The organism is Rubripirellula obstinata, from assembly GCF_001642955.1.
In the GTDB taxonomy this organism is placed as follows: domain Bacteria; phylum Planctomycetota; class Planctomycetia; order Pirellulales; family Pirellulaceae; genus Rubripirellula; species Rubripirellula obstinata.
The window spans coordinates 50,371-76,097 of the sequence record NZ_LWSK01000015.1 but is presented as its reverse complement, the minus strand read 5'-3'; the positions used below and the strand labels follow the sequence as shown (position 1 = coordinate 76,097).

Here is a 25,727-nt window from a genome sequence, read left to right as displayed (position 1 = left end):
TCAACCCAGGGTTGCGGTTTGCTTCGCTACGCTCGCAAAACCTTAACCCTGGGCTATGGTGTTCAACGCCGTTGGCGTACTTCAGTAGGGACGGAACAAAACTTGGACCTCCAATGTCCGCGTCAACCCCAAACTTTCACCAGCCCAGGCACCGCCCCGCGCGTCCTCCACTGCACCTCTTCCGCCACCAGACCCCGCCCCCTTTGTGCCTCCTGTGCCCCTTCGTGGCCAGAAACCAACGCCCCTCACCCCGCCCCACAACTCACCATCGCCTGCGAACACGGCCCCCCTCGCGCACGAAAACTCGCACGTGATTGAAACCGCGACTGAGGCTGCACCCGCGGCCGCCTCACCGCATAAGCCGCACCGCACTCGCGCACTTCATCGGCACCAGATCCCTTCTCGTCATCCTGTTCCGACGAATTCACCTCCGCACGCAATCGATCCAACGGACTCACCACCACCGGTCCAATCCGATTGTCCACATGAGTGTAAATCATCGTGGTCTTCACATCGCTGTGCCCCAACAACATTTGAATTCGCCGAATATCAGTGTTGTCCCACAACAGATGCGTTGCGAAACAATGCCGGAACGTATGGCTGGTCACATGCTTCGTAATCCCCGCCGCCTCGACCGCCCGGCGCAGGTGAATCGGAAACGTGTCGTGATGCAAATGATGCCGATGAAAACGCCCCGTTCGCGGATCCTTTGAAAACCGCGACGACGCAAACAAATACTGCCAACGAAACTGCCGCGGTGCCGACGGATACTTCTTCGCCAACGCATGCGGCAACCAAACCGACGCCCTCCCATCCGCAACGTCATGCTCATGAAGCGCCCTGCGTGTCGCCATGAAACGTTGCAGCGGTTCAACCAACTCTTCCGGCATCGGAACCACCCGGCTCTTCCCACCCTTGGACTGATGAATCTCAATCCGTCGGTTATCAAAATCCAAATCCTTCACCCGCAACCGAACCGCCTCGCTGATCCGCATACCACAACCGTACAGCAATTCAGCGATCACCAGATGAACTCCCTCGAGCCCGTCAAAAACTCGGCCCACCTCATCCGCACTCATTACCGTCGGAACCTGCTTTCCCTTGTTCGCCCGGATCGCCTCGATCTTGCCCATGTCACGTTTTAACACCAACTTAAAAAACGCCAGCAGCCCATGGAACGCCGTGTTCTGAGTCGACGCGGCGACGTTGCCATCGACAGCCAAGTCAGTCAAGTGAGCCTCAACGTCGGCCGCCCCGATGTTGTCAAAGTCGCTCAAGCACGTCAGTCCCCGTGCCATCATAAAGCTCTTCAGTTTGCCCACATAAGAACGTTCAGTCTGCAAACGCTTCCCGTCCTTCCGCAGCGCTCGCCGAAACTCTTGCACGGCATCGATTTCCGATGGATCGATCTTCCCGACCGCCTCTTCAACCGAATCGTAACCGGCCTCGCGAGACCGCTCCAGGATAATGATCTCTTCCATCTTCATCATCAACGGAATCAAATCGTCATCCGGCAACAGCAACACCACACGGCGATAAACCATCAACGCCCGAATGACCTTCATCCGCTTCCAAGCCGGCATGCCCTCGTCCCGCTTAGACTTCAAGAACCGAATCACGTTGTAAGCAGTAAAGTGACCCAGCGTCCGTAATTGCTTCTCCTGACTCGCCGCTTCTTCTGATCCCGACGGCTCACCATCGCCAGCTTTCCCTTTCTGCGACCCCGCATCTCCGCTGACATCATCAGTTTTACCTGATGAAGTCTTATGCCCCTGACTTTTCAACTTAGCTGGCCCCGGTTGAATCAATTCCCCGTTAACGCGAACGGGCTTGTCAGACTCGCTTCCAGGGTACTTCGCCATAAAGAACTTAAACTGATTCATCCAAATCTTCGCCCAACGAAGCTCCTGCTCCGCACTTCCAGGCTTAATAAACAAATCCGACGGCATCGCATCGCCCCCCCTACATTTGGTCATCAAATAGAAACAAAAATCCCGCAGCAATCCAAGATCTTCGCCAGTCAACGGTCACCAAATGTACACCACCTCCCCCAGCAAAAGCAAGCCAAAATCCCCACCCGCGCCCCCACAACCGTGAGCCGTGATCGCGTAAGCGGCCGGGCCCACCGAACAACCCCCAACCTTCCCAACCCGAATGCGTAAGCGAGGGATTTTTTCGACATGGAAACAACCTAGCTCAAGCATCTTTGAAGCCTAGCTATCCGGAATCCTCAAAACGCTCCACCCACAACCCCACAACCCCACAACCCACACCCACAATCCACACCCGTGAGCCGTGAGCCGTGATCGCGTAAGCGGCCGGGCCTACCGAACAAATCCCCAACCTTCCCAATCCGAATGCGTAAGCGAGGGTTTTTTCTGACATGAAAACAACCTTGCTCAAGCATTCCAGAGCCTAGCTATCCGGAATCCTCAAAACGCTCCACCCACAACCCACAACCGTGAGCCGTGATCGCGTAAGCGGCCGGGCCCACCGCACTGCCGGAGGCCTTACACCCAACGCCTGGACTGATGAAAATGTGTCGTTGTCAGCTTGTCTCGACCCTTGAAAGTAGGCCGTAGCGAGCCATAGCGAGTTACGGCGGTGCGCAAATTGCCGTAACTCGCTATCGCTCGCTACGGCCTACATACTGGCGATCAGGAAAATGTGCCGTTGCCACAATGCTTCGCAGCATTCCAGTTCGTGTTGTCTGCCATGGTGCAGCTTGCCCAATTTGCTGCGTTGCAATGATTTCCATCAGGCCAGGCATCGCCTGGTCCGCTAAAAGTTTGGGGTTGTGGAGTTATCGGCTTGCGCCGTTTTTATCCTGTCTCACCATCGAAGGTCTTAGCCCAGAGGGCGGCAGATCTTTGCCGGTGGCGTCAGCCACCGGTCCACGGAAAAAGCGAATCCAATAGCCCAGAGGGCGGCAGATTGCCTTCGTTGTGTCGCCCTCCGGGCTAGCGGTTCTTGTCTCAATCATTCCGGTGGCTGACGCACCGGCAAAGATGTGTCGGCCTCCGGCCTGTTGAACAGGAATGAAAACTAAACCACCTAAATGCATGTCAACCCCAATGATTTAGCGGCCCAGCATCGCCCCGCGCGTTGTGCGGCCCCGGACGCGCGGGGCGATGCCCACGCGGTTAAACGATTTCTACCGCGTTGGGTATCGCCCCGCGCGGTTAAACGATTCGGTGGTGTAATTTGTGGGATAAATCCTTTGAAACGCCCGCCCAGGCGAGATGCGGATACGTTCCAGACCAGCATTTTAGGCTGCGATTGAAGCTTGAATCGCCCTGGCCATGGCCGGTCAAGCTGTAAACGGCCCAGCGGCGATTCGTCTCGAACGATTTCTCCCGCTTCTTTTAGGTCCGCCTGGTGCGTCAAGTCATTGACCCAACCGCGGGTCGCAAATACATTACCCGATCAAAACAGCAAGATTCCTTACGATTCAGGCAATGTTGAACGCTGTTTACTTGTCGTTTGCTCAGTACGATTGGCGAGCGACTGAGCATTCCGCTGAATCATTAACCACGCCGAATCACTGATACGATTCGTGAACTTCTTAGAGAAAAACAATGGCGAAGAAAGCTGCGACCAAACCCAGCAAGATGGTTTATTACTTCGGAAAAACAAAGACCGAAGGCAAAGGTAAGAGCAAGTCGATCCTGGGCGGCAAAGGTTTGAACCTGGCCGAAATGACGAACATCGGATTGCCGGTTCCTCCCGGATTCACGATCACAACCGAATGCTGTGCTTCCTACATCGCGTCAGGTGAAAAACTTCCCGCTGGGTTGATGGATGAAGTTGCCAAAGCGGTCAAGATCATGGAAAAGGAGCTGGGTAAAAAGTTCGGCGACGACGCCAACCCGCTTTTGGTCAGTGTTCGCAGTGGTGCCGCGGTCAGTATGCCCGGCATGATGAACACGATCTTGAACTTGGGTCTAAACGACGAAGCAACCAAGGGGCTTGCCAAGGCGACCAAGAACGAACGTTTTGCTTACGACGCCTACCGTCGTTTGATCAACATGTTCGGCGACGTGGTTGTCGGAATGGATCACCACGCGTTTGAAACAGCGTTCGACAAGATCAAGAAAAAGTACAAAGTATCCGAAGACACCGAAGTACCCGCCGAAGGTTTGAAGCAGCTTTGCGAAGACTACAAAGCACTGTTCAAGAAGCACACCGGCGAAGCATTCCCACAGGATCCAATCAAGCAACTGGAACTGTCGATCCAAGCAGTCTTCGGATCATGGAACACGACTCGCGCGGTACGTTATCGCGAAATCGAAGGCATTCGCGGATTGCTCGGAACCGCGGTGAACGTTCAATCGATGGTCTATGGAAACATGGGCGACGATTCGGGCACCGGTGTTGCGTTCACGCGTAACCCAAACACTGGCGAAAACAAGTTCTTTGGCGAATTCCTGATCAACGCTCAGGGCGAAGACGTCGTTGCTGGTATCCGCACGCCGCAACCTGTTGCTGAAATGCCGAAGTGGAATCGTGCTGTTCACAAAGAACTGCTGGCGATCAAGAAAACGTTGGAAGATCACTACGCTGAAATGCAGGACATCGAGTTCACGATCGAGCGTGGCAAGTTGTACATGCTTCAAACGCGAACAGGTAAACGCACCGGAGTTGCTGCGGTCAAGATCGCCTGCGACATGGTCAAGGAAAAATTGATCGATCAAAAGGAAGCCGTCATGCGGGTTCCTGCGAACGACTTGACTCAGTTATTGCTGCCTAGCTTCAAGCCCACCGCTCGCAACGCGGCCGATGTTCTTTGCCGCGGCTTGCCCGCGTCGCCTGGTGCCGCGGTTGGCAAGTTGGCGTTCAGCGCCGCCGAAGCACGCGAACGTGCGGAAGCCGGCGAAAGCGTCATCTTGGTTCGTAAGGAAACCAGTCCGGAAGACGTCGATGGCATGAACGCTGCGTCGGGTATTTTGACCAGCACCGGTGGAATGACCAGTCACGCCGCCGTCGTCGCCCGTGGTTGGGGCAAGTGCTGTGTTGCTGGTGCCGGTGAAGTGGTCATCGACGAAAAGGCAAAGAAGATCAAGGTTAGCGGTCGCACCTTCGGCCCCAAGGACGTGATCAGCTTGGATGGAACGACCGGTGAAGTGATGGCCGGTGAAGTTGAAACTCAAGAGCCAAAACTTTCAGGTGACTTTTCCAAGTTGATGAAGTGGGCTGATGAGTATCGAACACTGGGCATCCGCACCAACGCCGATTCACCAGCGGACAGCAAGCGAGCTCGTGAGTTCGGTGCCGAGGGCATTGGCCTTTGTCGTACCGAGCACATGTTCTTTGAAGCCGACCGAATCATTCACATGCGTGCCATGATCTTGGCCGAGACTGAGAAGGATCGTAAGGCTGCACTGAAGAAGTTGCTTCCTTTCCAACGCAAAGACTTTGAAGGCATCTTCAAGGCAATGAACGGTCTGCCTGTCACCGTTCGTTTGTTGGACCCACCGCTTCACGAATTCCTGCCTCACGAAGTTGCAGCACAGAAGGCAATGGCAACTGAGTTGGACGTGAAGCCCAAGGAAATTGTTAAACGAGCCGAAGCGCTTCACGAATCCAACCCGATGTTGGGTCACCGTGGTTGCCGTTTGAGCGTCACCTATCCCGAAATCCTGGAAATGCAGGTTCGTGCGATCGTCGAAGCCGCGATCAACTGTGCTGGACGCAAGATCAAGGCGCAAGCGGAAATCATGATCCCGTTGGTCGGAACCGCAGCCGAGCTTTCGATGTTGCGAGCCAAGGTCGAAGAAACGATCGAAGAAACCAAGACGGCCAAGAAGTTCAGCGGCAAGTTGGACATCTTGATCGGTACCATGATCGAAATTCCGCGTGCTGCTTTGACGGCGAATGAGGTTGCCGAGTACGCTGATTTCTTCAGCTTCGGTACCAATGACCTGACGCAAATGACGTTCGGCTACAGCCGTGACGACATCAACACGTTCCTTCCCGATTATCTCTCGCAAGACATTCTGCACGTTGACCCGTTCCAATCATTGGACCAGAGCGGTGTTGGGCAGCTTGTGGAAATGGGCGTTGAAAAGGGTCGCAGCACCAAGCCGAAGTTGAAGATCGGTATTTGTGGCGAACACGGCGGCGATCCAGCTTCGGTTGACTTCTGTCACCGCACCGGGCTTGATTACGTCAGTTGCAGCCCGTTCCGTGTGCCAATCGCACGTTTGGCTGCCGCACAGGCCGCACTTCGAGCGAAAGCATAGTTTTTCGATTCGGCTGTTTTTAGAATTGCCGTTTCCAGCATTAAGCCATCTCTCCCATCGGCGAGAGATGGCTTTTTTCGTATGATCTTGGTTCGAAAGAATTGGGTAGGCCGTATTGAGTGGAGCGAAATACGGCATCCGCGCATTTGCCGTATTTCGCTCCACTCAATACGGCCTACATCAAAACGAACTGAACGATGGATCCTTACAAAAAGTACAACGAAGTAGAAAAGCTGATCGACGACGAGAAGTACGACGAAGCGGTGGTCGGGCTCGACGAGATCGTGGCTGCAGACGAAACGTTTGTGTTAGCACATCTTGCGCTTGCTCGAGTCCACACAAAAACCGGCCAGCATGAATTAGCGATCAAGCACGCAGAGAAAGCCGTTGAACTTGAACCCGAGGAATCGTTCAACTACACGGCATTAAGCGTGACCTACCAAAGAGCGTGGGCAGGAACCGACGACCAGCAATACATCACCAAAGCCGAAGACGCGATGGCCAAGGGCCAGTCACTTGCGCAAGGTTGATCTTGATTGCTTTTAAGCGTCATTGCTTTTAAGAGTCGCGGCGTTCAGTCACCAATAAAAAAACCTCGCGATTGCTCGCGAGGTTTTCAAGTTTTATCGACAAATTTAATCGACAGATCAGTCGTCAAGGCGAGTCAGCCCGTTGAGCAATCCGTCGCCACTGAACCAGTTCAGGGTTGAATAGATTGCTGCGGCGGATGGCTTGAACTGTAGCATCACGACGTCGTTAGGTAGGATGCGAATTCGCTCGTTTGGATCATACACAGCACGATCCAGGTCGGCTCGAATTGTCATTTGACGACCATCGGGAAGGCTTCGCACGATCAGCACTCGCGTTGGTTCTCGCATGCTGCCGACCCGTCCGATCGCAAGTACACTTCCGTCGCGTCCTAGTGGGCCGCCGGCGGATCCAGTTGCCATCGCAATCGCTTCGATCACGTCAACATCTTCGTCACGCGGCAATGGCACTCGACCGCCTGGCAGCAAACCGCCAGCGATAAAGTATTCGTTTCGCCGTGGAATGAAGAGTACATCGCCGTCGTTCATGATGATGTCTGCCTCGGTGAACGGAACAGCTTCGCACGGGCAACCTGCCAATGGGATTCGGATCACGCCTGGAGCGCAACCGTCGCCCTGACCGCCGCTGACGATACTTTGCAAGTTGCCTGCGTTCATGAACTGCCCGGTTAGGCCAGCTTCTTTTCTGATCACGTACACTTCACGAGCGGCGTCGGTACCTGGCAGACCACCGGTCGCAGCCATCGCGTGAAGCACATCGTTTTCGTAAACCGGCAAGTCGATGACTTCACCGCTACCACGGTGAATTTGATCAACGACCTGAGGCGAGTTAAGTGCCACGGCCGGATTTGGAGTATCTTCGCGGAGCACGATCACACGATTTAAGCGTGGCAGCAGAAGGCTGACGGTCACTCGTTCGCGACCTTCTTGCAGAATGTCCTCATCGCGATACTCGTCTAGGATTTTGTCTTTTGCTTGGCTGACCGTCATGCCGTCCAAGTTGACGCGTCCGACCAACGGCAAGTCGATCGATCCGTCGGCCTCGACTCGGATTGGCAATCCAGTTGCACTACCAACTTGAGAACCGCGTGCAGGGTAGTAACGTTGGTTAATCGCCTGTGCACGTTGAACGATCGGGGTTTCATCTTCGGTTGGTGGGAAAACACCATAGATATATACCGATAGCTCATCGCCGGCACCGATAAGGTGATCCGCTGGTTTGGTTTGACCCAGCGAAGCAAATGGTAACGGAGCGAGCGTTTCTCGCGGGCAGTCAAACAAGTCTTTGGGCAAGCGATTTGCTGGAATCGCTTTTTGAGCGGAGGACACCAAATGGCATCCCGTGCTCGTCGCCAGCAAGCCGGCCGCGAGGATCAGTTTGGCTGAAGGTCCGAGAAGTTTGGGGAAGTTGGTAACGTCTGAAAGCTTCGCTAAGAATAACATTGCGAGTCCCTTCGCAGGTGGTCTATGAATAAGTTTGGGGAGACGCAACACGTCGGGCCAACCGGCGATCGTTGCGAAGGTTCAGCAAACATCCAGCTTGAAGAACCGTTGCCTGATTTACTTTGCCTGAACGACTGGTGAGTCATCGGATTCGATCATTTCAAAGCGAACTGGCATCGTCACTTTCGCGATGGCAGGGTGCCGGGTTGATCGAGTCTTTTCGTCGCTGCTTGAGCTGCTGCTGACCTTCGTAGAGATGGTCTTTGCTGGGCCCATGTCGCTTTCAGCTTCATTTGTTTTCGCAATCGTCGCCTGTGGCTTGGTTTGCGTTTCTGGCGGCACGATGTCATCTTCGACTAATCGAATGGCACCTTCCGCTGGCTTGCTGAAATCGACAGCCTTGGTTTGGTCAGCAGTTTCAGTGATTGCTTCCGTTTCAAGGTCCTTAACATTTGCCTGGCCTCGTACCACGCTAGCAGGCATTGCCGCAATCGATTCTCCGCTGCTTTGCGGCGTTACGAAGGCGCTGTCATCTTCGCTTGCTTCTTCACTGTCTTCTTCGCTGTCTTCTTCCTCAGCGTTGACGATCGGAGCGGCGGGGACGATTGGCAATGGCGTGAAAGCTTCAACGTGGTGGGCCGATTCGATCAGTTCTGCGTGAACAGGTGATCCGATGCTACCCAACCCGCAAGGGGCGCAACCGCCTGTGCCACAGCTTGATTCGCATCGTGGCATGGGGCATTCGCAGGTTTCAAAAATTTTCAAATGGTGAGTGTCAGGGAACTGAGTGGCCCGTGACGCTCCATCTTGCCAGCCACTGTAATAAGAGTGGCGACGGTTATCGCATTGGTCCAAAATTTGTTTTGGATCCCAGTATCGTTGTGGTGCTACCGCAGGTGGGCAGGCGGGACCGCCCGTCGAGGCGTTATAGAACCCATCGATCCACCCGAGCTTGTAATCGTGCGGAAACTTCTCGCACTTTGGATTCCCGCACTCGATGTACTGTCGCACAGCGCGGGCCTTTTGAGTGTTCTCATAGCAGCAATCGTTCAACCCAGCACAACCGGCGAACGACGCCAGCAATAGGGTAGCGATTGACTGAAGAATTATACAACTTTTCACAACAAGCTCCTGCACGTAGTTAAGGGTCCTTCCCTGAGGAGTTTGTTCGGCACACCGTTATGAAAGTGCAATTGAAAAGAGCGGATTAAAAAGCAGGAAAAAAAATGGGCGAGCTACTACCCGACCAGGCATTACGCATTCCCTGCTAAACAAAATCCGGATAACCAGCAGGGGTTAACAGCAAGGTGTTGCAAATGCCTACGACTGCACACCGATTGGCGATTGGTAACGGTTGTAGAATCCAACCGGCTAAATCTAGATCCGGCAGCACGCTGTTGGAGCGTCAAAATTTGCTTTTGCGATTAGCCGTAGCTGATCCCGCCTGGGTTCAGTTTGTGTGGACTGAACCGTGGTCGGCCCAGCTACAAGAGGCAACCCATTCTTTGATCGTGACGCACCCTCAGCAGCTTGTGATTGATAGTCGCGGACTCGTTCGCAAAGACTGACAACACCAACGGTTGGGGCATTTTCTGGTCAATGCATGTCAGAAATCGCTCAGGTACGCTGCGAAAGGAGAATTATTTTGCACAAAATTGACATGAAAGTGGCTTTATCCGTCGTTAAACACCAAGTTATGTAGGCTGCTTCAACAGAGCAAGCTATTTATCTCCCCAACGCGTGCTATCCTCTTTTTTTTGATTAACCTTGGACAGCGAACATCCCCTCGGATTACGGCAGGTGTCGTCGGGCATTAGTGACCCGGAATTTTCCAACCAAACGGAGCTTTGAGTATTGGGGGCCAACGGGCTTTGCGAGCGATTTGGTTACTCGCATGGCTGGCAACATTGATTTACTTACTTAGAGACAAGAAATGCCCGAACTACCTATCGGTGTTATCTCGGCAGACGTTATCGAACACGCAGAGCCTTTCTACACCGCAGAGATGGAAGTCGATGCGTTGGACATAGCTTTGCCAGAGCAAGAATTGAACAAGCAGCGTAGACGTACATCCCGGCCCACACCGCTAGGGACTGGTCCTCGGGAAGCGGTGCGGTTTGTCCTGACGGCTGGGTCACTGATGATTTGTGATTTACTCACCATTACGACCTGCTTCGCGTTTTCAGCTTCCGTGTCCCAGTTCCTTCTGGGCTCAAAGTCATCCTGGGCTGTCGTGCCTCACTTGGGGGCAATCCTTTTATGTTACGTCGTGATTGGTGGGTTGATGAAACTATTCCCCGCCACGGCAATGAGCCCGGTTTTGGAGTTACGTCAACTCGTTTACTCCTGCCTTATGGCGGTTGGTTTGGTGCTGCTGTTAAATCAACTCTTTGCGGTGCTGAGCCCCGCGGAAATTGTCATCGGTTTGACTGGAGGCATTTCCTCGGCCTTCATGCTTCCGTTAACTCGAGTCCTGAGTCGTCATTTTTTGTCTGCTTGCGATTGGTGGGGTGAACGCGCTGTGATTCTTGGCGCTGGTGCACAGGGCCGAGCAATTTTCACCTTCTATGACAGAGCGCCTCAAAGAGGGCTTCGCCCCGTTGGTTTAGTGAGTCTTCAAGGGCAAGGCTCGGCTGAATTAAAGCCATCTCAATTTTCCGATTTTCCCTACCTTGGGTCTGCTGATCGGCTTAGTCTGCTGACACGCATGTACCGAATCCGTTGGGGAATTGTTGCGCCGGACAGCAACGGTGCGATGAGCATGAATCAGATCATGAAGTTCGGCACGGAACTGAAACACTTGTTGGTGCTGCCATCGAAGTACTTGGTCCCGAGTCTATGGTCCAGCTCACGCGAGTGCGCCGGCGTCTTGGGCGTTCACGTCAGTGACCAGTTGCGTCGTCCGCTTGCCAGAGCGATGAAGAGAGCGATTGATATCGTGTCGGCAACGACCGCACTTGTTCTGCTAGCCCCCGTGATCGGAATTACGATTCTGTTGATCAAACTCCGCAGCCCTGGACCTGCCTTTTTCGGCCATGAACGAATCGGTCGTGACGGGAAAACATTCAAGGCCTGGAAATTGCGCACGATGGTACCCAACGCTTCCGAAGTTCTAGAGGAGCATCTAGAAAATGATCCAGAAATGCGAATGGAATGGATGGAAGATCAAAAGCTGAAAAACGACCCTAGGATCATTCCGGGAATAGGTACTTTTTTACGGAGCACCAGTTTAGACGAGCTTCCTCAGCTTTTTAATGTCTTCCTCGGCGAAATGAGCATGGTTGGACCAAGGCCGATCGTGACGAGTGAAATCGAGCGATATGGTGACATGTATTCGATGTATCTTCGCGTCGTTCCGGGGATCACTGGCCTATGGCAGGTTAGCGGTCGTAACAACACCAGTTACGCGGCCCGAGTCCGTCTTGATAGTTACTACGTTTGTAACTGGTCAGTTTGGCTTGACGCTTACATTTGCGTCCGAACCATTCGCACGATGCTACTCCGCGAGGGAGCGTACTAACTGAACAACGCCACTTCGGATGGACTGTCTCGTGATTTGCGGCGTTTCCGAACGCACTAGCCGTTTAGCCGTTAGCCAGGGTTCTCATCGCAAAGCCCGTGGCTAACGCTGGAACGTCGAATCCAAAGTGGTTTAGTTTCCTGCCTGTCCAACAGGCCGGAGGCCGACACGTCTTTGCCGGTGGCGTCACGGCATGTCGACCAAAGTGAGCCGCGACGTGTGAGCGACCGGGCCTACCGCATGTCGACCAAAGTGAGCCGCGACGCGTGAGCGGCCGGGCCTACCGCATTGCCCGGTGAACCCAAAGAGTGCCTTACGGCCAGCGGCTCACCATTACCGTTCAAAGATCGATTTAATCGACAGGCCGGTCAGCCCTCGGAATCATTGAGACAAGAATCGCAAGCCCGGGGGCGACATAACGAGGGAATAGTGCCAACCTCCGGGCTATTGGATTCGCATTTTCCGTGGACCAGCGGCCGACGCCAACGGTACAGGATCAAAGCGGCACGAACCGATAGCTCCACAACCCCAAACTTTCAGCGGACCAGGCATCGCCCCGCGCGTTCGAGGCTGCACGACGCGCGGGGCGTTGCCTGGGCTGATGAAAATGTGTCGTTGTCAACTTGTCACGACCCTTGAAAGTAGGCCGTAGCGAGCCATAGCGAGTTACGGCGGTGCGCAAATTGCCGTAACTCGCTTTGGCTCGCTACGGCCTACATGCTGGCGATCAGGGAAATGTGCCGTTGCCACAATGCTTCCCAGCGCTGCAGTTTGTGTTGTCGGCCATGGTGCAACTTGCCCAATTTGCTGCGTTGCAATGATTTTCATCAGACCAGGCGTTGCCCAATGCCTTGGAGGGTTTCAAAACTGTTTAACCGCGTGGGCATCGCCCCGCGCGTCCATGCGGGGCGAAACGCGCGGGGCGAAACGCGCGGGGCGATGCCCATGCGGTTAAACAAAGCAATGAATTTTTACTGGACCAAAGCTCTTCACGACGTTGGGTGGGATCCCTCAAAAAATACGCTCTGGATGCAACTTACAGAAACCTAAAGGGTGGCCTTCACCAATTCGACCTTTTGCCACGAAAGTGGCCCTGTTGAGCCAAGGAAAGTCGTTGAACGATAGCAGCACGTCGGCGTCCTTCTTGCAGCACTCACAGGCCCCGGCGTACCGTGCCCCGTATTAGTTCCAACAGGATGCGGCGCGGTTTCTATTCGCTCAAGAGCGCAACGATCAACAATGCCTCTTGTATTCATCGCTGGACTACCCAAGTCTCATTGAGTTTGAGCACTTGATCAAACAAACGATAATTACCCATGAATTCCGATCGTCACAATTCACCACTTTCCTTCCTGTTAAGATCGCGACACTGTCAACTTTTTGTGGGCAAATCCATCATGCGTTTGCCAGCGATTTGTGGGCTTTCATAAATGCTTCGACTAAGTGTTCCTGCGAAAATTCCGCTTGAACTCGATGCAAAGCGTTTTGTCCTAATTGATTTCTGAATTCTGTGTCAGTGGAAAGCCGCAGAATCTTTTCCGCCAAGTCTTCCGCGTTTCCTAGTTCAAACAGTAATCCAGTCTGACCATCCACGATTGCATCTTGCAAACCGTAGATATCGGAGCCGATCGTTGGGACGCCAGCACACGCGGATTCTAGCACCACGTTGCCGAACCCTTCCATGTAAGAAGGCACGCATAGCATTTCAGCAGCCGAGTATTGGATCGCGGGTCTTGGCGTTGATGACCACTGAGCCGAAACCACGTCTTGCAGGTTTTGGTCGGCAATCTTTGCCTTCACCGCGTCTGCGTCACCATCATCTGGCCCCACGATTAACAGTCGCAAACGTTCGTCTTTCGCATGCGCGATACTGAACGCATCCACCAGATCGCGGATGCCTTTAACCGACGACACTCGACCTAGAAAGAAGATCAGAATCTGATCGTCTGTGATTCCATATTGCTGGCGAACCTTTGTCCGGTTGTCCTGCGAGAATCGAAACTCATTGACCGCAACACCTGACACAGAACCCGATGCGAGCACGACAGCCTTGGATCTGCGAAGCACTCCTTGGTCAATCAGAAATTCGACTTGTGATCGACTATCCACGTAGGCCTTGGACACAAGCGAACAGATCAGCTTATCGAGACTCTTCAAAATCCAGCGACCGACGCCCTTTCTTGTTTTCCAAGTTTGCCCAGTCATGAAATGGATGCGATGTGGGATCCCTGCAAGTCTTGCCGCAAGTTGAGCGACGAGTCCGCCCTTGGGGCTGATCGAGTAAACAACCGAAAACTTATTCGCACGCATGTATTTTGCGAGCGAAATGACCTGTGCGAAATCTCGCAGCGGATCAGGTTTTCGGCTCAGCGAGATTGATTTTTTTACCAAGCCCTCTGGGCCAGCGTAGTTGCCTATCTCGCCGCCGGTCAGAACATGGATTTGATGTCCGGCATCGTGCAATGCTTCAATGTACGGGCCCGCGAAATGCTCCACCGCGTATTCGGTTGCGCTAACGAACAGAATTTTCATGACCACAATCAGGCTTGGAGAACGACCAAGCAGCCTAAGTTAATAATTTAAAAGTCGTCGCTACCTTCGTCGGAAGGTGAACACTGCAAATCAATTTTTTGAATTGGTAAGTGAGCCGTGATCGCGTAAGCGGCCGGGCCTATGGAAATGCCCGAGGCCTGACGGCCAGCGGCTCACTCAGCAATGTGTTGATCGCCGACCTAGGATTTACGATGCTTGATGGGCTCTCGAATAAGACGATTCAAGTATTCGCCGTACTCGCAGTTTTTGTACATTTCCGCACGTGTCTTCAACTGTTCTAGCGAGATCCACTGCCTCCAGTAGGCAATCTCTTCCGGGCAAGCCACTTTCAAACCGGTTCGTTTTTCAATCGCACCAACAAAACTGCTGGCGTCAAGCAAATTGTCGTGCGTTCCGGTATCCAGCCAAGCTGTTCCACGCCCGAACGCTTCAACTCGCAACGTTCCTGCTTCTAAGTAACGGCGATTCAGGTCCGTGATTTCTAATTCGCCTCGCGCCGATGGCTTCAAAGACTTGGCGATCTCGGTGACTTTGTTGTCATAGAAGTACAAACCGGGAACAGCGAAATTGGACTTCGGTTTCGCAGGCTTTTCCTCCAGCGATATTGCTTTGCCATTTTCGTCAAACGAAACCACTCCGTAATCAGTTGGGTCACGAACTTCGTACGCAAAAATCAACGCACCTTGGTCGATCGTAGCGGAGGTTTCCATCAACGATGTCATGCCCTGTCCGTAGAACAGATTGTCACCAAGGATCAGGCAGCATGATTGTCCATCAATGAATTCTTCGCCAAGGATAAACGCTTGTGCTAATCCCGCAGGCTTGGGCTGGATCTTGTATTCGATGTTAATGCCCCACTGACTGCCGTCGCCAAGTAACAGTTGAAACAACGGGGTGTGTTGAGGCGTCGAAATCACCAAAATGTCACGGATGCCGGCCAACATCAACGTTGACAACGGATAGTAGATCATCGGCTTATCATAGACCGGCAATAATTGCTTGCTGATCGCGGTCGTCAGCGGTGCGAGTCGACTGCCGCTACCGCCTGCCAAAATAATTCCCTTCATCATTCAATTCCAGTATTCGGGTTAGGTGCCAAGACGTTGCATTTTGTAGCTGCCGTCTAAGATATTCTTCCACCACTGTTGGTTCTCTAAGTACCAGTGAACTGTCTGACGAAGACATACTTCCAGCGAGTGTTGCGGCTGCCAGTCAAGCTGTTTTTGAATCTTGCTGGAATCAATCGCATAACGGAAATCGTGACCTGGGCGATCTTTGACGTACGTAATCAAGTCAGCATGTTTGCCGCCGGACGGACGAGGGCGAATGTCGTCCATGATTTCGCAGATTGCATTGACTAGATCAATGTTCCGTCGTTCGCTATTTCCGCCGATGTTGTAGGTCTCGCCGGGCACTCCCCTTTCCATCACAACCTGCAAAGCGCGAGCGTGATCTTCGACGTAAAGCCAATCGCGTACGTTCAGACCTTCGCCGTAAACCGGCAACGGTTCTTCGTTCAGGCATTTCAGAATCATCACTGGCAACAGCTTTTCCGGAAACTGATATGGCCCGTAGTTGTTGGAGCAGTTCGTGACCAAAACTGGCAAACCATACGTCGTCTTCCAAGCGCGCGCTAGGTGATCCGAGGAGGCCTTTGTCGCCGAGTATGGCGAATGAGGATCGTAAGGGGTTGTTTCGGAAAACATCCCCGTCTCGCCAAGCGAACCGTAAACTTCATCCGTTGAAACGTGCAAAAATCGGAACTTATCTTTCCGATCACCTTCAAGCGTCCGGTAATGTTGCATGCTTGATTGCAACAAGTTGAACGTGCCAACGATATTTGTTTGAATAAAATCAGCGGGGCCGTCGATCGAACGGTCAACATGAGACTCCGCCGCCAAGTGCATGACACCATCCGGTGCGGTCTCGGCGAAAACCTTGTCCATTTCCGCTGCGTCACCGATGTCGGCTTGCAGCAATTCATAGCGGTCATGGTCAGCGAGATCAGCGAGCGAACTTGCATTGCCCGCATAGGTCAGCTTGTCCAGATTAACAACGTGGTGATTTGTGTTGGCGATCAAATGGCGGATCAAATTCGATCCGATGAATCCGCACCCGCCAGTCAGGAGAATTTTCATAGGTGTAACTTTGGGATCCCTTCGAGGATAGGATCGGTGAACGGGTGAAATAACCAATGGAAAATAAACGGATGACAAAACGCTTTGCGATTGGAGCCAATTCCACGGACTCGAAGCATTTTGATGGCCTCCGCCCAACGCTTCGAATGTTGCGTTGGATTGCGGTGAGATTGATTGCCACAGGAACTGATGTCAAGGTAAAGCTTGCCAACTTTCAGGTCGTGACGGTTGTAGTGTTTTGGGCTACGATTCAAGGGAGCGTAGCCTCATTTCTCGTTGACCACCATCAAACTCAAGACTAACGTCGAGGCCAGGGCTAGTACCCTGATTGTCGTTTTGACGACAACGAAATCAGTCACGCTTGCGTTCTTCAGCCGATATGAAAGGTCTACCTCGGGATGGTTGCTATGCAGATTGACGCCATGCAACTGATCGTCATCGTCGCGTGGTACATGATTCCGCTATCGATACTGTTTTTCTCTGGAGTTGTATTTCGAGCAAAGTCATTTATTGGGCTGGCCGCAGGTGCCTTCACGTTCAACTATCTACTTCGAGTGATAGCGATTCTTTTCAACGAGACTGCCGGCATCTTTGCCCCAAAGGTGCAATGGCGATACGGAATCGGTATCTATGAAGATTACGTGTTGACAGGAAATTATCTTGGGTTGATCTTTGAGCCATTTGGTGCGCAGGTGCTGTGGAATTTACCTGTCTGGGCGTTTACCGATGCAACTCGCCCAAGCTTGCTGTTTTCCAATGCGGGTGCGAGCGCTTTGGCCGCATCGCTGGCCGCGATCATGGTTCGCTCGGTCACTTCCCGCCGGATAGCCATCGCAGTGATGGTCATATTCTCGATGTACTTAGGTGCCTTTAACTTTGCAATGTTTGGCCTGCGTGATCCGCTGCTTGCGCTGGCCAGCGGGACACTGGGGTGCGCTGTACTCCGAATTGGTTTAGGACAGTTTAGAACTCCAGAGATTCTTGCCGGAATCGCGGGAGCAGGGTTTTCACTGTGGCTTCGGCCTGAGCAGTTCTTCATCGTTTTATTTGTTCTTGGCCTACCCCTTGCGGCGTACTACGTGAACTTGTTTCGAGGCCCTGGGAACAAACGACGCAACTTCGGTATCGCTTTTTTTCTTACGGTTCCCTTGATTGCAGTCGGTGTGGGGATGATCCTTGTTGCGACACTCGTTGCTGGCAAAAACATTGGCACCAAAACACTAAATCCCGTTCAAATTGCAGACGAAAACGCGGAGGATCGGTTTAATCGCCATGTTGGTTCTGACTATGGATCAGGTTCAAATATCGTCGATGTACAAACTTACCAGAACATGCCCGTTTTCGTTCGGGTGCCCGTTCAGGTAATCGGGTTGGTGGTGTTGCCCTTTCCTTGGCAGATCCGCGGCCCCGAGCAATTGTTGGCTTTCGTTGACAGTGTCTTTTTGATTGTCTTGCTGATTGCTTCGCTAAGATTTGTTCGCGCGCGTCATTCGATCGACCAGGGGCGATGGGTGGTGATTGCACTGCTGGCGACTTTTGCAATTGGAATTGTTGGTATGGGCTTTGTCATTAGCAACGCCGGCAACGGCTTTAGGATGCGAATGGCAGTCGTTCCGTTTTTGATGCTTGCTGCCGGAGTCGCCATTGGCTCGAAGACAAATTACCGTCGTCGGCGATTTCCCTACGTCGAGCTTTACCGCGATGATTATGATGATGCAGATGAGACCGGGGACGACGATCGCGTTGACTATTCTGAAGCCGAATCGACAGCAACTTGAACACTGAGTTGTTGCAGCAGATTCGGGCGAAAATCAGCCAGTCGTTTTGCCCAGCACGCCCACATTTCTATCCCGAAACGATCTTTTGCCCCAGCCTAATTTTTTCATTGTCGGTAGCCCGAAGGCCGGTACGTCAGCAATGGCGCAGTACTTGGCTGAGCACGCCAACGTTTTTTTCTCAAAACCGAAAGAGCCGTTTTATTGGTGTCGGGACTTTGTTGAAAGTAAAAGTGTTCATCGATTGCAGGGCATTGATGACTATTTACGTCTGTTCGATGACGCCAGCGAATCCAAGTATCAGATCATCGCTGAGGGATCTACGACATACCTTCAATCCAGAATCGCGTTGCAGAGCATTCGAGAATTCAATCCAGATTCCAAAGTACTGGCGATGCTGCGGAATCCGATCGATGTCGTCGCTGCAATGCATGGCGAACTTTTGCGCCATGGAATGGAAGACCAAGAGCAAATCGAGATTGCTTGGAGCCTGCAAAGTTCTAGGCAGCGAGGCGAAGGTGTGCCACCGAATTGCAAATTCCCCCATCAGCTTCAATACCGCGATGTTGCAAGCTATCACGACCAAATTAAACGGATGATGCAACAGTTCCCAGAGGATTCGCGGAAGATCATCTTCTATGAAGACTTTGTTTCAGATACCCAGAGAATTTACCAAGATGTGCTTTCGTTTTTGGGATTAGAGGATGATCAGCGTCATGAATTCCCCCAAGTCCATGCATCCAAGGTCGTTCGAAATCGATTGGTTGCGAAGTTAAGCAGCGATCCGCCACCCTGGATTGCTGGAACTGCTAATCGATTGAAAGATTGGTACTACGGCAGCAATGGTCCGATGAAACGAATGCTGCAATCCGCGTTGACAAGGAAGCAGAAACGACAGCCTCTTTCGGATGAATTTCGACACAAGCTGATCAACGAGTTTCGCCCAGACATTGAAAAGCTTGGCGAACTAGTTGGTCGAGATCTAAGTGGATGGCTGGTGACAACTGCGAACCCCGATTCCTCGAAAGCAATCCATTGACACCGAATAGAACAGCATCGGATCGGGCCGGGCAAAAAACAGTATTGTTGACAGGGGCGAACGGTTTTATTGGAAGAAGCCTGCTAAAAAACCTTTCTCAAACGCCCGGGTTGCAGGTCATAGCTACCGTCCGTTCGGCAACCGGCTTGGCTCATCCAGCGGGCGTTCGTGAACTGGTGATTGCCGACCCACTGAACTATCCAGATTGGAACGAGGAACTCCGCGAAGTTGATTCGATCGTTCACGTGGCGGGGATCATTTCACCGCCCCCTGAAATTGAATCTGAAGATCAGGGAAACACGGCAATGATGCGGGTCAATCGAGACCTGACAAAAGTGTTGGCCGAAAACGCTGTCTTGGCGAACGTAAATCAGTTCATCTACCTCAGTTCGATGTCACTTTATGGTGCTTCAAGTAAAAATACTTTGATCACTACCGAAACTCCTGTTTCGATCGATGGCATTTATCCTGAATCCAAGTATGCCGGTGAACTCGCCATCGAAGATGCTTTCGCGGGAACTCCGGTTGGTTGGATTCATGTTCGTCCGCCAATGGTGGTTGGCGAAGGCACCCAAGGCACCTTTTACTCCATGGCAAACCTTTGCATCAGAGCCGGCGTTTCACCATTCGGTGCGATACGCTCACCTTATCCTATCGTTCACCTGACAACGCTCTGTGATTTTGTCGTCGCCGCAATTAAATCTGGACCCATCGAAAATGGTGTCTACTTGGTCGGCGAAGAAGTTGAGCATACTTTGCCAGGCATCATTGACGAAATCGCATCTTTGTCGGGGCAAAAAGTCCGGCACTTACCGATTCCGTTTTCATTTGTGCGCGCATTGATGACATTGGCGGGCAAGCGATCCGCGTTTGATCATGTGACCGGCAACTTGACGCTTGAAACTTCAAAAGCACATGCAGTGCTGAGAGCATTTCGAGAGAAAAAGTCGACTTGAACAAATCAGCCCTTGAGGAACAGTCCCGAAAAGGCTTCCCAATTTCCCAACCCGAACGCGTAAGCGAGGGATCTCATTCAAGGCGTAGTCCAACGCCGTGAAGGGTTTCTGAATTGTTTAACCGCGTGGGCATCGCCCCGCGCCGTGAAGAGTTTCTGAATTGTTTAACCGCGTGGGCATCGCCCCGCGCGTTGTGCTGGCCCGAACGCGCGGGGCGATGCCCACGCGGCTAAACGAGTTAACACGTTTTTTCCGGGACCAAATCTCTTCACGGCGTTGGGCGTAGTCCCTCGCTGACGCGTTCGGGTTGGGATTTTGGGGAATTGAATCTCATGAAATGATTTCGGGACAATTCCTAAAATAACAACGCTTCGCTGATCGGTTCCAGAAGAAAATCTTCGTCGTCTTCTAGTGAAGCGAATATGTCATCATGCGATGTTGGTTCAATCTGACGTGCCGATCGGCTTAATTCGTTGATGATCAGCAATGCGTCGAGTGCGGATACCTTGCCGTCGCGGTTAGTGTCGTAACGCTCTGTATCAACGCCGCTTGAAAAAGCCTGGTTTGATTCGATCCATTCACCAGACGCAACTGTTTGGCGAGCGATGAAATTGACAACCATCAAGGAATCGAGCGAATTTAGAATCCCGTCGCCGCTGACATCTAACGGTGAAGTGAAGCTGAATTCCGAGGTGCTGTTTGATGGATCAGTTGCCGTTGCCAAGATTTCGCCAGCGTCTAAGCTGGCAGGTTCATCAATGAAGGTTTCAAACAAAGTCGTTGTTGAATCGCTGACCTCAATCGAACCTAGATAGGTGATCTGTTCCGGAGCGTCGCCATTCGAACGATAGAACTCAACCATCACGGGATAGTTTGCAGAATCCACTGAGAATGTCACGTCGATTTCAAGTCCGCCGTCAACTGGATTGGCGGTGACACCTTGGATCACTGGTTTGTTTTGAAGATTGTTTGGTCCTGTATCTATGTCACCTAAATCGTTCGGGTTAGGCCCATTCTGGCCGAGATCGATTTCGGTGTTCGTGTTCAAGAACGTGTTTTGCGAAACCAAGTTGCCCGTTCCACCGTTCACGCTGCGGATGGCATCGCCAGCAATGTTGGCGATGGTGTTCTTTGAAATGGTGTTATTGAAAGAGTCGCTGGCTAGGTTGATTCCGACGGTCATTCCAAACGAAGCATCGTTGGAAACTCCATCGCCTCCAATAACGTTGTTGGAAATGATGTTTCCGGATGCATTGGCTGTGCCCAGCAAAATTCCGTTTTGTGAACCGCTAATCACATTCGCGTCCTCGATTGAACTTCCGCCCACGGTGTTGTTTGACGCGAAAAGACGCATGGCATAAAAGCCGCCGTCGATCCTTTGCAATCCCGATAGGGTTTGGGAAACTCCAATCAAGTTTTTCGATATCGTGTTATTCTCGGTGCCGGAATCCTTCAACTGAACTTGGCTTGTGACGTTGCCGGCAATTGTGTTTCCATCAACCACGCTGTTGGTGCTGCCGCCTGATATCTGAAGACCGTGCTGTCCGTTCCCGATTGCAATGGTCCCGGTCGCATCCACACCGATGCGATTGTCCCATACGAAGGTCGAGTCACTTTCGCCCGTAACGCTGATTCCCGATGCTGTGTTTCCAGAGATCAGATTTCCAAAGCCGATAATCCCTCCTCCGCCGATCGCATTTGAACTGGCGTTGTTGACGAATACTCCATGGCCCCCGTTGGGAACTGGTGAATTGCCTTGAAGGTTGAGTCCAATCGTGTTACCGCTGACAACGTTTTCGGTCGTTCCGCTGCCAGCAATGACAACGCCGTGACTGACGTTTCCAGAAATCAAGTTTGGTAAACCAAAACCGCCGACGATACTATTTTTGGAATTCAGCAACACGCCGAACCGGCCGTTGCCAATGGCAACGGATCCGCTTGAATCGGTTCCAATCAAGTTGCCCTCGACGTTATTGTCGATGACATCAGAACCGCCGACAATCGCAATGCCATCAAGCATGTTTCCAGAGATGATACTGTCGAAAACGTCATTGCCGGACGTTCGCAGCAGAACCCCGTAGCGTCCGTTCGGTGAAGCTTGCTCGAATTCAGCAATCATTCCTTCGGTGGGACCATCAAAGTTCTCGTTGAACGCCGCCACTGGAATACTTGCCAGTACTGGCTCGACGCCAATTAAATTGAATTCAAATTCATTGTCGCCGCCGGTGGTTGCATCGCCGCGAACTTCAATTCCTGAACCGGCGTTTGCATGAATGATACTGTTTGCGACCAGCGAATCGCTTGTGTCAACGAAGAAGATTCCGTTGCGGTCGTTTTCTGAAACGTTCAGCGTATGAAGGACAGCATTTGCTGAATCTTGAAACTGAACTCCATCACCACTGAAGTTGCGAACGGAAAGCCGACGTAGTTGAACGTCATCAGATCGCACGCGAATTCCATCATCGCCTGGGCCAGTTAAATCTGAACCATCAATCACAATATCCCCTCGAAGCGACAGATAACCTACGACGGTGACTGGACGGGTAATTGTTGGCAGGGCTTCCTGAAGCAGGATTTCGTAATCCTCCGTGAACTCGTTTCGTTCGCGAAACGAAAGTAAAAACTGAATCGCGTTAGGCGAACCATCGTTGGCAACCGCATTGCTTTCGATAATTGCCTCGCGTAACGAAGTTTTACCGTCGGTTGGATCGACCGTATCGGCAACGGTGTCAACGACGAAGTTATTGACTGCACCAGTAAGCGTGATCGTGATTTGGCTGCTATCAATCCCCATCGCATCGTCTTCGATCTCGACGAGATAGGTATGAGTCACGATTTCACCGGGGGCCAAAAAACTTATATCGCTATCGCCGACGACGTATTCCCACTGCACAAGCCCGCCTTCGCCGGTGCCGGTTGTGGGACTCAGGATGTCAGCGCTGAAAGAACCATACTCGTTGCCATCTGAACTCTCTTGAAACGAGACGTTGACGCGATGGGTGTCGTCAATGTCACTGTCTGAGAATTCAAGCGTGCCTTCTGCTGTTAGGGTGACAAAGTCGAACGCGTCTTCTGTTTCCGTGCGTTCGACAACCGCACCTTCGGTGATCGCAGCACCGATGATGGGTGGATCATTGACCGCAGCAACGCTGATGAAGGCAGTCGCCGATTGACTTACTTCAGAAATCGATCCTCGCAAATCAGCATCGTCGGCTACCGCAAATGTCAGCAAATCGCTGCCGGAGAAACCCACGCTCGGCTGATAAGCCAAATCACTAAGATCCTCGATCGAAACCTCTTGACCTGGAACTAGTTCGATACCATTTAATTGAAGCGTGCCGTTTGACGGGAAGACTCCAAACGTTACGAACGACAACCCGTCGCCTTCTGGATCGCTGAAGGCATCCTCGAAATCAATCGGGTCGAACTGGTAGGTCACGTTGACTTCGGTATCGATGAACAGGTCTTCAACCGATGGTGGTTGGTTGTCACCAATGACGTTGATGAACACACTGGCTTCGTTGCTGGTCGCTGGTGCATCACCACGAAGGACCGCATCGTCGGTCACGCTGAACAACGCCGAATCCTGGCCATTGAATCCAGGATCGGGTTGATAGGTCAGAGTCGATAAAAGTGGAAGTGTCAATACTTCCCCGGCCGCTACCGCACCACTGCTCGTTTGAAGCGTTCCCGAACTCGGCAGTTCCAGGATTGTCGCCGACCCAAGGCTATCACCATCTGAATCACTAAACGCAGTGATGAAGTCGAGGGGATCGAACAGGAAAGTTGAATCCTGGAGCACATCAACGTAGATATCGTTCACCTGCGGAGCGGCATTGGTCGCAGAAAAGGTCTCAAACGAATCGAACGGAATCGGTTCATATCTCAAGGTGATCCCAAAGTCACCGGCCAGCAACTGACGCGATTCAAGCAGTTCCGATCGCAATTGGAAGCGGCGAGTTGTTTTGGAGCATCGTTGGCTAACCGACTTGCGAATCGATGGCAGATGACGAGACAGTGTGGAGAACATTCGAAGCTCTTGAAGGTGGATCGCGTTAGCAGACTGGAGCGAAAATACCGATGTTTTACCCCCCCGGATGATCGCACACAACTAACTCACCAGGGTTTCTCAGATCGTCTTCGCTGGACGTTTAGATCAGACACGTTTCGCCCAGCGGCCTGCAGCACCGCTATCGGAGATCAAAAGCAAGAATTTTGTACAAATGTTTCCTGCTTCTCAAACGGAAGCTTTTGAAGTGTTTTGCTCACTTGAGGTTACAAGCTACGGCACGCTTTGGCACGCAACACAACAAGAGGCGGTTTTACAGGGGAAACTTGGCCCGTTGTGCGTTCAAGCCGTTGAGTAATGGTCCCAAACTTTACTGTCCATAAATTCACTACGATCGACAATCAGCTTGAAAGGATTGGTCAAACGAGTGCCGTTAGGATTGCTCATTCGATGGGCAAAACTATAATCGTCGCATGGCATGGACGGCGGGTAACGAACCAAACGGTTGAACCTCCCACAACGGCTTCGCGGGTTTTTGTTTCAAAAATGGGAACCCGTCTACTCTTCTCTTTTTATTTCTAGATCCATCCATGGCGATTGAGCTGACGAGCGCGGTACCGACTCATTCGTCCGAGACTGGGACCATGCTGCCAAACTTTGTTGGCATTGGTCCGGGAAAGTGCGGCACGACTTGGCTTTATCAAGCCCTGAACAACCATCCGCAGGTCTGCGTTTCGACTGCCAAGGAAACGTTGTACTTCTCTGATTACAATGCCAAAGATTTCAGTTGGTACTTGAAGTTTTTCAAAGTCCCATCCAACACACCGCGACCATTTGCGATCGGTGAAGTCTCCAACACCTACATCTTTGATCGGGACGTCGCTGCTCGCATCGCCAAAGAATTGCCCGACGCGAAGATCATCTACAACTTGCGTGATCCGATCGATCGCGCTTTCTCGCATTACCTTTTTCTCTGTCGCAACGGTGAACTCAGTTGCTCATTCGAGGAAGCGGTTGAAGTTCGGCCTGACCTGCTGACGCGAGGCAAATACTCCGAGCACTTGGAGTCTTACCACAAACACTTTGATGAGTCCAAGCGACTTGGTTTGTTCTACGATGACCTCCGAAGCGATCCTGTATCCTATGCTGAATCAGTGTTCCAATTCTTAGGCGTAGACCCTGGGCTGTATCAAAGCGATGCGTCGGAGCGTGTTCTCGGGGCATCGGCTGCGCGAAGCCGATTGCTATCCCGTGCAGTCGTTAGTGCCGCTGTTCTGACCAGGAAGCTTGGATACCCCGACATCGTTTCCAAAGTCAAGCACTCGGGATTGTCCAAGCTGATTTTCCGGCCATTTGCCGAAGGCGAAAAACCAAAGCTAAGCGAGGAAACTCGCGAACAGTTGAAACCGTATTTTTATCAAGATCTTGACCGATTGGCCGAGATGACTGGAAGAGACGTCCGTAGCCTCTGGAACTACCAGAAGTAACAAAACTTGTTTTGTCA

14 protein-coding genes are annotated in these 25,727 nt (G+C 52.2%); 7 read left to right on the top strand and 7 right to left on the bottom strand.

Annotated features, from left to right (window positions below; all coding sequences use genetic code 11):
- Positions 1-245: 245 nt before the first annotated feature.
- The gene (locus RC85_RS06935) at positions 246-1,883 is read right to left on the bottom strand and encodes an integron integrase (RefSeq protein WP_235033114.1); all 1,638 of its coding nucleotides are present in this window, start codon (positions 1,881-1,883) and stop codon (positions 246-248) included.
- A 1,695-nt stretch (positions 1,884-3,578) separates the two neighbouring features.
- On the opposite strand from RC85_RS06935, the gene ppdK reads away from it, so the two are divergent.
- Positions 3,579-6,242 carry a pyruvate, phosphate dikinase gene (gene ppdK / locus RC85_RS06930; protein ID WP_068260322.1) on the top strand — a complete coding sequence of 888 codons (2,664 nt, stop codon included), beginning with the start codon at positions 3,579-3,581 and terminating at the stop codon, positions 6,240-6,242.
- A 197-nt stretch (positions 6,243-6,439) separates the two neighbouring features.
- A complete protein-coding gene (locus RC85_RS06925; protein WP_068260321.1) occupies positions 6,440-6,772 on the top strand; it encodes a tetratricopeptide repeat protein in 333 nt (110 codons plus the stop codon).
- Between the two features lie 117 nt (positions 6,773-6,889).
- On the opposite strand, the gene RC85_RS06920 is transcribed toward RC85_RS06925, so the two are convergent.
- Positions 6,890-8,233 (bottom strand): polysaccharide biosynthesis/export family protein, encoded by a 1,344-nt coding sequence (locus RC85_RS06920; RefSeq protein ID WP_084422418.1) that lies wholly within the window; start codon positions 8,231-8,233, stop codon positions 6,890-6,892.
- A gap of 117 nt (positions 8,234-8,350) precedes the next feature.
- Complete coding sequence (locus tag RC85_RS26675; protein ID WP_149752666.1) at positions 8,351-9,244, bottom strand: hypothetical protein; 894 nt, start codon at positions 9,242-9,244, stop codon at positions 8,351-8,353.
- A gap of 922 nt (positions 9,245-10,166) precedes the next feature.
- Here RC85_RS26675 and wbaP point away from each other — a divergent pair.
- Positions 10,167-11,753 (top strand): undecaprenyl-phosphate galactose phosphotransferase WbaP, encoded by a 1,587-nt coding sequence (gene wbaP / locus RC85_RS06905; protein WP_068260318.1) that lies wholly within the window; start codon positions 10,167-10,169, stop codon positions 11,751-11,753.
- 1,395 nt (positions 11,754-13,148) lie between these two features.
- Here wbaP and RC85_RS06900 read toward each other — a convergent pair.
- The 3 genes from RC85_RS06900 to rfbB all read right to left on the bottom strand — a co-directional run bounded on the left by RC85_RS06900 (position 13,149) and on the right by rfbB (position 16,444).
- Positions 13,149-14,285, bottom strand: a complete 1,137-nt coding sequence (locus tag RC85_RS06900) for a glycosyltransferase (RefSeq protein WP_068260317.1) — start codon at positions 14,283-14,285, stop codon at positions 13,149-13,151.
- Positions 14,286-14,485: 200 nt separating this feature from the next.
- Positions 14,486-15,373, bottom strand: a complete 888-nt coding sequence (gene rfbA / locus RC85_RS06895; protein ID WP_200836749.1) for a glucose-1-phosphate thymidylyltransferase RfbA — start codon at positions 15,371-15,373, stop codon at positions 14,486-14,488.
- 21 nt (positions 15,374-15,394) lie between these two features.
- Positions 15,395-16,444: a dTDP-glucose 4,6-dehydratase gene (gene rfbB / locus RC85_RS06890; protein ID WP_068260312.1), complete on the bottom strand. Its 1,050-nt coding sequence runs from the start codon at positions 16,442-16,444 to the stop codon at positions 15,395-15,397.
- Between the two features lie 407 nt (positions 16,445-16,851).
- Between rfbB and RC85_RS06880 the strand changes: the two genes are divergently transcribed.
- Genes RC85_RS06880 through RC85_RS06870 form a run of 3 tightly spaced genes read left to right on the top strand, consistent with a single transcriptional unit; the run spans position 16,852 to position 20,214 of the window.
- Positions 16,852-18,222 carry a hypothetical protein gene (locus RC85_RS06880; protein WP_068260307.1) on the top strand — a complete coding sequence of 457 codons (1,371 nt, stop codon included), beginning with the start codon at positions 16,852-16,854 and terminating at the stop codon, positions 18,220-18,222.
- Between the two features lie 46 nt (positions 18,223-18,268).
- The gene (locus tag RC85_RS06875) at positions 18,269-19,258 is read left to right on the top strand and encodes a sulfotransferase family protein (protein ID WP_338060570.1); all 990 of its coding nucleotides are present in this window, start codon (positions 18,269-18,271) and stop codon (positions 19,256-19,258) included.
- Positions 19,210-20,214, top strand: coding sequence for an NAD-dependent epimerase/dehydratase family protein (locus tag RC85_RS06870; protein ID WP_084422417.1), 1,005 nt, complete (start codon positions 19,210-19,212; stop codon positions 20,212-20,214). Before RC85_RS06875 ends, RC85_RS06870 begins: the two co-directional genes overlap by 49 nt.
- Positions 20,215-20,569: 355 nt before the next feature.
- On the opposite strand, the gene RC85_RS06865 is transcribed toward RC85_RS06870, so the two are convergent.
- A complete protein-coding gene (locus tag RC85_RS06865) occupies positions 20,570-24,244 on the bottom strand; it encodes a right-handed parallel beta-helix repeat-containing protein (RefSeq protein ID WP_068260301.1) in 3,675 nt (1,224 codons plus the stop codon).
- A 569-nt stretch (positions 24,245-24,813) separates the two neighbouring features.
- On the opposite strand from RC85_RS06865, the gene RC85_RS06860 reads away from it, so the two are divergent.
- Positions 24,814-25,710, top strand: coding sequence for a sulfotransferase family protein (locus tag RC85_RS06860; RefSeq protein ID WP_068260300.1), 897 nt, complete (start codon positions 24,814-24,816; stop codon positions 25,708-25,710).
- Positions 25,711-25,727: the final 17 nt, after the last annotated feature.